This is a genomic window from Thioalkalivibrio halophilus (assembly GCF_001995255.1).
GTDB lineage: Bacteria > Pseudomonadota > Gammaproteobacteria > Ectothiorhodospirales > Ectothiorhodospiraceae > Thioalkalivibrio > Thioalkalivibrio halophilus.
This window is the reverse complement of sequence record NZ_MUZR01000084.1, coordinates 1-9812: the sequence shown is the minus strand read 5'-3', so window position 1 is coordinate 9812 and position 9812 is coordinate 1. Positions and strand designations below refer to the sequence as shown.

Genomic DNA, 9812 nt, shown 5'->3' with positions numbered 1-9812 from the left:
CCGCCAGCGCGGTGCTTTCAGGAGCCATGATCAAGGCCGGGCTGCTGGGCTGGATGCGCCTGCTGCCGCTGGATGCCACGGGCCACGCCGTGCTCGGCGAGGTGCTGGTCGCCCTGGGGCTGGCGGCGGCGTTCCTGGGCGCACTGGCGGGGCTGCTCCAGGCGCGGCCCAAGACCATCCTGGCCTATTCGTCGATCAGCCAGATGGGCCTGATGACCACCGGGGTCGGGCTCGCGCTGCTGCTGCCCGCGATGCGCGAACCGCTGCTGTTCGCCGTGGCTATCTACGCCCTGCATCACGGCCTGGCCAAGGGCTCGCTGTTTCTCGCGGTGGATATCGCCGGACAGCTCCCCCGCTCGAAGCGGTACCGCTACGCGGTGCTCGGCCTGATCGCCCTGCCGGGCTTCTCCCTGGCCGGGCTGCCGTTCACCAGCGGGGCACTGGCGAAGGACCTGCTGAAAGCGCCGCTGGCCGCAAACGGCACAGGGCTGGTCTACACCCTGCTGACCCTGGCGGCCATCGGGACTACCCTGCTGGTGCTGCGTTTCCTGTGGCGCCTGCGCCAGGATCTGGCGCTGACGGCACGCCCGCTGCCAACGGGGCGCTGGCTGCCCTGGTCGCTGCTTGCGGCAATGTCCCTGATCCTCCCCGCAGTGGCCGCATTGACGGCCCTGGCCTCGCCCGCGGTACCGCTCCCCGGGCTCGCGGCTGTTTCCCTGTTGTGGCCCATCCTGGCGGGGCTGGTCCTGAGCGCACTGGGGGGCATCGTTCTGCGCGAATGGATGGCCCGTCACGTCCCGGAAGGGGACGTGGCGATCCTGGCGAATGCGCTGATCCATGCAGCGCAGGGCCTGCATGCCCGGGTCAGTCCATTGCGCGAGATCCGCCTGCACCCGCGCCTGCGGGCCCGGTTGCGCCGGGCGCAAAGGATCACCCGGCACGAGCTGGAATGGGCCGAACGACGCATGACCCGCTGGGGACGTCTGGCGTTTCTGTTCGGCCTGTCGTTACTGGGCCTGTACGCGGCCATGGCGTTCACGCCCTGACCCGAACCACCCGGGATGGCGAACGCATCAGCGGCGGACGAATTCCGCGATCAAGTCCGCCGCGTCGTCGGCGAAGAAGTCGCGGAAGAAGTGCCCGGCCCCGGGCACGGTATCCACGCGGATATGGCTGTCGTCCTCCAGCGCCGCCATGCGCTCGGGCAGGTCGGGTACCGTCTCGTCGGCCTCGCCAATGATCACCTGGGTGGGCGTGATGATGCCGTCGAGCACGCTGGGGGTGTCGTGCCGCGATCCCGGCTCGTAATACCCGAGGAATGCCTGCGGCGCGACCTCCAGGGCCTCGCAGTAGAGGAAGCGGTGGTCCTCCAGCATGCCTTCATCGGCTTCGGCCCGTTCGCGCGCTGCCGTCAGGGCCTCGTCCAGCGAGGTGCCCGTCTGTTCGTAGAATTCGGCAGCGTTTGCTTCCGCGTCAAAGGTGGCCGGCGCCAGCAGCGCGAGACCGGCCACGTTGTCCGGCTCGCGTTCGGTCAGATAGCGCGCGATCTGGTTACCGCCACGGGAATGCCCCATCAGGGTCACCGGGCCGTAGCCCTGGTCTTCCAGCCAGCCCTGCCAGGCGGCCAGCTCGTCCAGGTGTTCCTCGGGGCCGTGGGTCACCGGGGCATCGCAGTCGAACATCCCCTCGCGTTCGTCGATCCCGAAGCTCAGGTTCACCGACAGGGTGTTCAGGCCGTGCTGCTCGGCCAGCAGATCCTGCACGGCCGACATCACCTCCATACGCCCGTGCGCCAGGGTGCCGTGGAGCATCAGCACCACGCCGTCTTCCGGGGCGGCACCGCTGCCTTCGGCGAGATGGCCCACCATGTTGACGCCATCGTGTTCCAGGGTGATGCGTTCGGCTGCCGCAGCGGAAAGGCTGAAGCTGGCAGCGAGGGCCACGGCCGTCAGGGTCAGGGGTGCAATGCGCATGAGGGCATTCTCCAGCGGTGGAATCGGTTCGGGGGCGTTCTCTTGAGAGACCCCGAGGGGGCCGCGAATATTCCTCGGGTTTTCGCCCGCGGGACATTGACGCCGTCGAAAAAACTTACATACTCCAGAAAGGAGTTCCCCCGGGATATTCCCGCGAAATCGGCGCCGATGCAGGGCTGTTGGACATCCGGCGCCGGTTGCGCGAACGACCAGGGTGGTCGTTCGCTGTCAACGATCGCACGCCTTCCGACAGCATCGAGACACATCGTGCATCGAACTCCGGACTTTGAACCGCTGACCTTCCCTCAGCGGGGCCTGATCCTGTTCTACCTGGCGGTTGCCGCCTTTTACCTGGTCTGGCGCTTCACCACCCTGAACCCCGAAGCCCTGGCCTTTTCCTGGCTGGTCTACGGCGCCGAGATCTATGGCGTACTGACCATGGTCATGCACGTGATCATGAACTGGCGCCTGAGCGTGCGCACGCCACCACCCGCGCCGGAAGGGCTCGGGGTGGACGTGTTCGTCCCCACCTACAACGAACCCGAGTCGGTTGTGCGGCGGACGCTGCTGGCCTGCGTGCGCATGGATTATCCCCACGAGACCTGGCTGCTGGACGACGGCAACCGGCCGGCGATGAAGGCCCTGGCCGATCGCCTGGGCTGTCACTACCTGGCGCGCGAGAATGGCGAGGATGCCAAGGCCGGCAACCTGAACAACGCCCTGGCCCACGCGCAGGGCGACTTTGTCGCGATCTTCGACGCTGACCACGCACCGCATCGCCACTTCCTCACCAACACCCTGGGCTACTTCAAAGATCCCGAACTCGCCTTCGTCCAGACTCCGCAGGACTTCTACAACCTGGATTCCTACCAGCACCGGCTGGACCCGGATCGCAAGCAGCTGTGGACCGAACAGTCGCTGTTCTTCCGCGTGATCCTGCGTGGCAAGGACCACTGGAACGCGGCCTTTTTCTGCGGCAGCTGCGCCATCAGCCGGCGCAGCTGTCTGGACGACATCGGCGGTTTCGCCACCGGCACGGTGACCGAGGACCTGCATACCTCCATCCGCCTGCATGAACGTGGCTATCGTTCCGTGTACCACGCGGAACCGCTGGCCTTCGGCATCGCCGCCATCGACCCGGAAGGCTTTCTCAAGCAGCGCCTGCGCTGGGGTCAGGGCGCGATGCAGGTGTGGCGTCGGGAACGGGTACTGACCAACCCGGGCCTGACCTGGATTCAGCGCCTGAACTACTTCGCCAGCATGCTCACCTACTTCGACGGCTGGCAACGGGCGATCTTCTACGCCATACCCGCGGTCGTCCTGGTAACCGGGATCCTGCCGATCAGCGTGTCCGTCACCGAATTCCTGATCATCTTCATCCCGTACATGTTGCTGAGTTTCTGGGCCTTCGAGGAACTGACCCGCGGGTACGGTCGCACCACCATCATCGAGCAGTACAACTTTGCCCGCTTCGCGATCTTCGCCCGCGCCACACTGGGTCTGTTCCGGCGCCATCTCACCTTCCGGGTGACCCACAAGAGCCGTCTCCCGGAACAGGATGGACGGCCGCAACCCCTGCGGGTGCAGTGGTTCCTTCTGGCCTTCAATGCCCTGGCGATCCCGGCCGGCATCGCGCTGTTTTTCCAGTACGAGCATCTGCCGCGGGATGCCCTGATCGCCAACGTGCTTTGGGCGGGGCTGCTGATCGCCATCGCGATCTCGCTGTTCCGCTACACCGCGCGCAATTCAAGCTACCGCCGCGCCGAATACCGCTTTCCCGTGCCGGTGGCCATGAGCGTGACGCTACCCGGAGAGGCGCCACGCCTGCTGACGGTGGACGACCTGTCCCCGAGCGGATGCCGCGCCTACGGGGCACTGCCTTCGGGCAGCGATCCCGAATCACCCCTGGAATGCTCCCTGCATCTGCCCGGAGGCCCCCTCCCGATCCGCGCGACCGTCCGCTTTTCGCACAACGAGACGGCGCCCGACGGGGAACACTACAGCCGGATTCACGGACTGCAGTTCGCCGAACTCGAGTCCCCGGTGGAAGAACGTCTGGAAACCTTCCTGCACGGCAACGACCTGCAGTGGCACGTCCAGGGCTACAGCGAACAGTCACGCACCCCCCTGATGCGACTGGCCGAACGCGGCAAGGAACACCCGGACGCCGAGATCTCGCCCGCCGTCGCCTTCGGCCGGCATCTGGCTTCCATCCGCTACTGGAGCGCCTGTGAATGCCGCTTTCCGGTGCAATACGATGACGAGATCTTCTATGGCGTGGTGACCGTGGAAACCCGGGAAGACATCCCGCCTTACCTGCTGGTCAACCGGCCGTTGATCGCGGGGGGCCATGTCGAGATCCATACACGCCCCTACCAGTCGGGAACCCGTGTACTGCACGCCAGCGTCGGCGATTCCCGTCTGCTGGCCACCGCCGATGGCCCCGTCCACCTCTATCGACTTCACCTGCAAAAGGAAGCGACATCATGTCCGCAACCCGCCGACACCATCGCCGCCTCGGCCTGATCCGGGCGGCTGCCCTGAGCGTGCCGCTGCTCGCCCTGGCCGTGCCGGTCCGTGCCGACTGGCTGGGTCTGGCCGGGGTCGAGGGCCTGTTCGACGGCGGCTACGCCTATACCACGGCCATCATCCCCAACGACGGCGAACTCGGCAACGGCTGGGCCCAGCGCTACCGCGTCGACTACACGCAATACGAGTACCCCGACAACGACACCACCGTGAAAGGCCGGGCCACCGGGGCCTCGGCCGCGCTGGGCTACCAGTTCCCGGTACAGGATGGCTGGCTCAGTACCTATGTCGGGGCGGCCTGGTACCACACCCGACTGGACCCCGAGCCCGATGACAGCGACGTGGTCGGCGGACGGCTGCGCGCGGTCCTGGACATGGATGCCGGGCGCATCATCGACGAACGCTGGATCCTGACCGGCGGGGTCAGCGTCACCCCGGCCGACCGTGCCTACTGGACCCGCGGCCGGGCGATGCGACGGCTGGGCGACAGCCGCTACTACCTCGGGCCGGAGGTACTGTTCCACGGGGACCGCGACTACGACGCCGTCCATCGCGGACTGGCCCTGCAGATGCGCGAGGTCCGCCCCGGCCTCGACATGGTCGTGAAGACCGGACACAAGCAGATTCGCGACGGTGGCGATTCCGGGGGTTACCTCGGGCTTGAACTGGTGCGTCACTTCCGCTGACGCGGCCGGCCCGGCACGGGTGACATCCCGCCCGCGTCGCGGCAGGATGAGAGCCGGGTCAGATACGGGCCATACAGGGGAAGTGCATTGGAAGACCAGCCGGAGCAGTCGCCCTCGAACTGGCACGCCCGCGAAGCGCGGGACGTCGCCGACGAACTGAAGAGCCACACGGACCACGGGCTGTCGCAGGATCAGGCCGGCGAGCGGCTGCAGCAACACGGCCCCAATCGCCTGCCCGAAGCGGAGCAGGCCGGACCGCTCAAGCGCTTCCTGCTCCAGTTTCACAACGTCCTGATCTATATCCTGATCGCGGCGGCCGTGGGCACCGCGCTGCTGGATCACTGGCTGGACACCTGGGTGATCCTCGGGGTGGTCCTGATCAACGCCATCATTGGCTTCGTGCAGGAGGGCAAGGCGGAAAAGGCCCTGGATGCCATCCGCGACATGCTCTCGCCTCAGGCGGTGGTGCTGCGCGACGGCCAGCGGCGCACCATCCCCGCCGAGGAGCTGGTCCCGGGCGATATCGTGCTGCTGAACGCGGGCGATCGCGTGCCGGCGGATCTGCGCCTGTTCTCCGTGCACAACCTGCGCGTCGACGAGGCCGTGCTGACCGGCGAGTCCCTGCCGGCAGACAAGGAGACCAAGCCCGGCCCGGAAAACTCGGACCTCGGCGATCGCCGCAACATGGCCTTCTCCGGGACGATGGTCGCCTACGGGCAGGGCCGCGGCGTGGTGGTGGCCACCGCCGAACGCACCGAGATCGGGCATATCACCACCATGCTGGGCGAGGTCGAGAAGCTGACCACGCCGCTGCTGGCCCAGATCGCGCAGTTCGGCCGCTGGCTGTCGGTCGGCATCGTGGGTCTGGCGGGGGCCACCTTCGCCTTCGGCTACTGGGTGCGGGACTACGCCCTGGTGGAGACCTTCCTGGCGGCGGTCAGCCTGGCGGTGGCCGCGATCCCCGAAGGCCTGCCGGCGATCATGACCATCACCCTGGCCATCGGCGTGCAGCGCATGGCCATGCGCAACGCCATCATCCGCCGCCTGCCCGCGGTTGAAACCCTCGGGTCGGTCACGACCATCTGCTCCGACAAGACCGGGACCCTCACGCGCAACGAGATGACGGTACGCACCATCGTGACCACCACCAGCGTGACCTCGGTCTCCGGCACCGGATACGCCCCGGACGGGGGGTTCTCGCGCGACGAAGCCGAGATCGACCCGCAGGAGGATGCGGTGCTGTCGCGCGCGATCCATGCCGGGCTCCTGTGCAATGACGCCGAACTGCACCAGCGCGACGGCGAGTGGTTCATGGAGGGAGCGCCCACCGAGGGCGCGCTGGTGACCCTGGCGGCCAAGGCCGGACTGGACCCGGCGTCCCATCGCGCCGAACACCCGCGTGCCGACGTCATCCCCTTCGACTCCGCCTACAAGTACATGGCCAGCCTGCACCATGATCACCATGGCAACGGCAGCATCTTCGTCAAGGGGGCCCCGGAAAAGCTGTTGACCATGTGCGGCAAGGAGCTGGGGCCGGAGGGTGAACGCCCGCTGGATGAACGCGCCTGGCGGGAACGCATCGACGCCATCGCGCGCGGCGGACAGCGCCTGCTGGCGGTGGCGATCCGTTCCACCGACGCCAGCCAGACCGCACTGCAGGACTCGGATCTGGAAGACCAGCGGCTGACCCTGGTGGGGATCTTCGGCATCATTGACCCGCCCCGCGACGAGGCGATCGAGGCGGTGCGCAAGTGCCGTGAAGCCGGCATCCGGGTCAAGATGATCACCGGCGACCACGCGGTGACGGCGAAGGCCATCGCCGCCGAGCTGGGCATCCGTGCCCGTGGCGGCGCGATGGAAGGGCAGCAGATCCAGGCCGCGTCCGACGAGGAACTGCGCCGGCAGGTGCGCGACGTGGACGTGTTCTCGCGCGCCACCCCCGAACACAAGCTGCGCCTGGTCACCGCCATCCAGGCCAACGGTCAGGTGGTCGCGATGACCGGCGACGGCGTGAACGACGCCCCGGCGCTCAAGCGCGCCGACGTCGGCGTGGCCATGGGGATCAAGGGCACCGAGGCCTCGCGCGAGGCCTCCGAGATGGTGCTGGCGGACGACAACTTCGCCTCCATCGCCAACGCGGTGGAGGAAGGCCGCACGGTCTACGACAACCTGAAGAAGGCCATCCTGTTCCTGCTGCCCACCAACGGCGGCCAGGCCTTCACCATCGTCGCCGCCATCCTGCTCGGACTGACCCTGCCCCTGACCCCGGTGCAGGTGCTGTGGGTCAACATGGTCACCGCCGTGACCCTCGCCCTCGCGCTGGCCTTCGAGCCCACTGAGCCGGGGGTCATGCAGCGCCGGCCTCGACCGCCGGGTACGCCTCTGCTGTCCGGATTCCTGCTGTGGCGGGTGGCCTTCGTCTCCGTGCTGCTGGTCGCCGGTACCTTCGGCCACTTCCTGTGGCTGGAGCACCAGGGCGTCCCCGACGACTTCGCCCGCACGGTGGCAATCAACACCCTGGTCATGGGGCAGCTGTTCTTCCTGTTCAACAGCCGCTACATCCTGGAACCGGTATTCAACCGCGCCGGGCTGCTGGGCAGCCGCGCGGTGCTGATCGCGGTGGCCGTGCTGATCCTGCTGCAGGGCCTGTTCACCTACGCCCCGCCGCTGCAGTTCCTGTTCGGCACCGCCGCCATCGGCCTCGAGGAATGGCTGCGCATCCTCGCCTTCGGCGTGATCCTGTTCGTGCTGGTCGAGATCGAGAAAACCATCCTGCGCCGCCGCGGGTTCGACCCGCACGGTCAGGGCCGAAGCGGGGCCGAGCCGGGCAATGACCAGGCGGCCCCGGAGTAATCCGCGCCATGCCCCGGGACAACGGATGACATCCGGGGCCTTCTCGCTGATGATCCATGGCGGCGCGGGGGCGCTGCGCGAAGTGCAGGACGCGGCGGCTGCCGAGGCGTATCACGCCGCGCTGCAGGGGATTCTGGAGGCCGGCCGCGAGCGTCTGGCGCGGGGCGAACGCGCCCTGGATACCGTTGAGTACTGCGCAGCGCGGCTCGAGGACGATGCCCTGTTCAACGCCGGCACCGGCGCCGCCCTGACCCGCGAGGGGTCCGTGGAGCTGGACGCCGCGATCATGGATGGCGCGGCTCTCGCTGCGGGGGCCGTCGCGGCGGTTCGCGGCATCGCCAACCCGGTCCGCCTGGCGCGTGCGATCCTCGAAGACGGGGAACACGTACTGCTGGTCGCGGACGGTGCCGCCGCCTTCGCCCGCGAGATGGGGATGGCGCAGGTGGACGAGGAGTCCCTGATCACCCCGCAGCGGCGGGAACAGCTGGAGCGCGCCCTGCGCCATCCCCATCTCGNNGCTGGAGCGCGCCCTGCGCCGGGGCCGGGTCACGCTGGATCATGACGAGCCCGCGCCCGGGACCATCGGCGCGGTCGCGCGCGATCACCACGGCCATCTGGCCGCGGCCACCTCCACCGGCGGGATGACCGGCCAGCGCCCGGGCCGGGTCGGCGACTCGCCCATCCCCGGCGCGGGCGTGTACGCGGACGATGCCACCGCCGCCATCTCCGCCACCGGGCACGGCGAGGATTTCCTGCGCAGCGTCTTCGCCAAAGACCTGGCCGACCGCATCCGCCATCTCGGTCTGGACGCCCGCGAGGCCCTGACCACAAGCCTGCAGCATCTGCACGAACGGATCGGCGGCTACGGCGGGGCCATCGCGATCGACCATGCCGGGCGCTGCGCGGCCGGCACCACCACCCCGCGCATGCTCCACGGCTGGATCGAACACGGAGGCCCGACCCGGACCGGCGTCGAGCCCCCGCCTGTTCCGCCTGCCCCTTGACCGGACCACGCCGCGAGTCCCGGAACGGGGTCGCCCGCCGGACGGGCCTCACCCACCGGGGCTCAGCGTTCCCGCCGTTCCGCGGCCGCGTTCCAGTGCCGCCCCATGCGGCTGCCCAGCCAGACCCCCGCGATCCACAGCACCAGCGACACGGCCACGTACAGCGCGGCACGACCCGGATCGCCCGACTGCATCAGCCACAGGCTTTCCAGACTGAACACCGAGAAGGTGGTGAACCCGCCACAGAACCCGGCCAGCACGAACTGCCGGGTCACCGGGTCGGCCGGGCGACAGCCCTCCGGCGCACTGATCACCGCATACAGCCCGATCAGCCAGGACCCGGCGATGTTGACCGCGAGCGTATCCCAGGGGAACCCGGCGCCCACCAGGTGCAGCCCGCTCCACGACAGGCCGTAACGCGCCATGCTGCCCAGCGCGGCCCCCAGCGCGACGAACGCGGACAGGCGGACGTCATACCCCGTCATGCCGCCCCGCCCGCCGCGCGAGCCAGACCATAACCCAGGGAAACCAGCATCAGCCCGCCGGCCAGCGTCAGCAGGATGTAGAGCACCGCCGGGCGCAGGCCGTCACGCTCCGCCACGCCCACCACCTGCAGGCTGAACGACGATACCGTGGTGAAGCTCCCAAGCACCCCCACCACCAGCAGCAGCCAGAGCCAGGAGGTCAGCGCCGGCCCGGACACCCGGCCCAGCGCCAGGCCGATCAGCAGCGCACCGGAGACGTTCACCGCCAGCGTCCCCCAGGGA

The 9812-nt window shown here is 68.5% G+C and carries 7 protein-coding genes and 1 pseudogene; 5 read left to right on the top strand and 3 right to left on the bottom strand.

Annotated elements, in window-relative coordinates; all coding sequences use genetic code 11:
• On the top strand, nt 1-1046 hold a 1046-nt coding region (locus tag B1A74_RS13805; protein ID WP_279625497.1), incomplete at its 5' end, for a proton-conducting transporter transmembrane domain-containing protein.
• Between the two features lie 27 nt (nt 1047-1073).
• Here the strand turns inward: B1A74_RS13805 and B1A74_RS13800 are convergent.
• Nucleotides 1074-1973: an alpha/beta fold hydrolase gene (locus B1A74_RS13800; protein ID WP_077244969.1), complete on the bottom strand. Its 900-nt coding sequence runs from the start codon at nt 1971-1973 to the stop codon at nt 1074-1076.
• Between the two features lie 267 nt (nt 1974-2240).
• Between B1A74_RS13800 and B1A74_RS13795 the strand changes: the two genes are divergently transcribed.
• The 4 genes and pseudogenes from B1A74_RS13795 to B1A74_RS13780 all read left to right on the top strand — a co-directional run bounded on the left by B1A74_RS13795 (nt 2241) and on the right by B1A74_RS13780 (nt 9045).
• Nucleotides 2241-4499, top strand: a complete 2259-nt coding sequence (locus B1A74_RS13795; protein ID WP_077244968.1) for a glycosyltransferase — start codon at nt 2241-2243, stop codon at nt 4497-4499.
• Complete coding sequence (gene bcsS / locus B1A74_RS13790; RefSeq protein ID WP_077244967.1) at nt 4460-5188, top strand: cellulose biosynthesis protein BcsS; 729 nt, start codon at nt 4460-4462, stop codon at nt 5186-5188. The genes B1A74_RS13795 and bcsS overlap by 40 nt, the downstream gene beginning before the upstream one ends.
• Before the next feature lie 87 nt (nt 5189-5275).
• Nucleotides 5276-8041, top strand: a complete 2766-nt coding sequence (locus tag B1A74_RS13785) for a cation-transporting P-type ATPase (protein WP_077244966.1) — start codon at nt 5276-5278, stop codon at nt 8039-8041.
• Nucleotides 8042-8066: 25 nt separating this feature from the next.
• Nucleotides 8067-9045: pseudogene (locus B1A74_RS13780) on the top strand (isoaspartyl peptidase/L-asparaginase family protein).
• Nucleotides 9046-9107: 62 nt separating this feature from the next.
• On the opposite strand, the gene crcB reads toward B1A74_RS13780, so the two are convergent.
• Together crcB and B1A74_RS13770 are read right to left on the bottom strand one after the other, a co-directional pair.
• Nucleotides 9108-9530 (bottom strand): fluoride efflux transporter CrcB, encoded by a 423-nt coding sequence (gene crcB, locus B1A74_RS13775; protein WP_018947954.1) that lies wholly within the window; start codon nt 9528-9530, stop codon nt 9108-9110.
• A partial coding sequence (locus tag B1A74_RS13770; RefSeq protein ID WP_077244965.1) for a FluC/FEX family fluoride channel occupies nt 9527-9812 on the bottom strand: 286 nt, incomplete at its 5' end. The genes B1A74_RS13770 and crcB, both read right to left, overlap by 4 nt.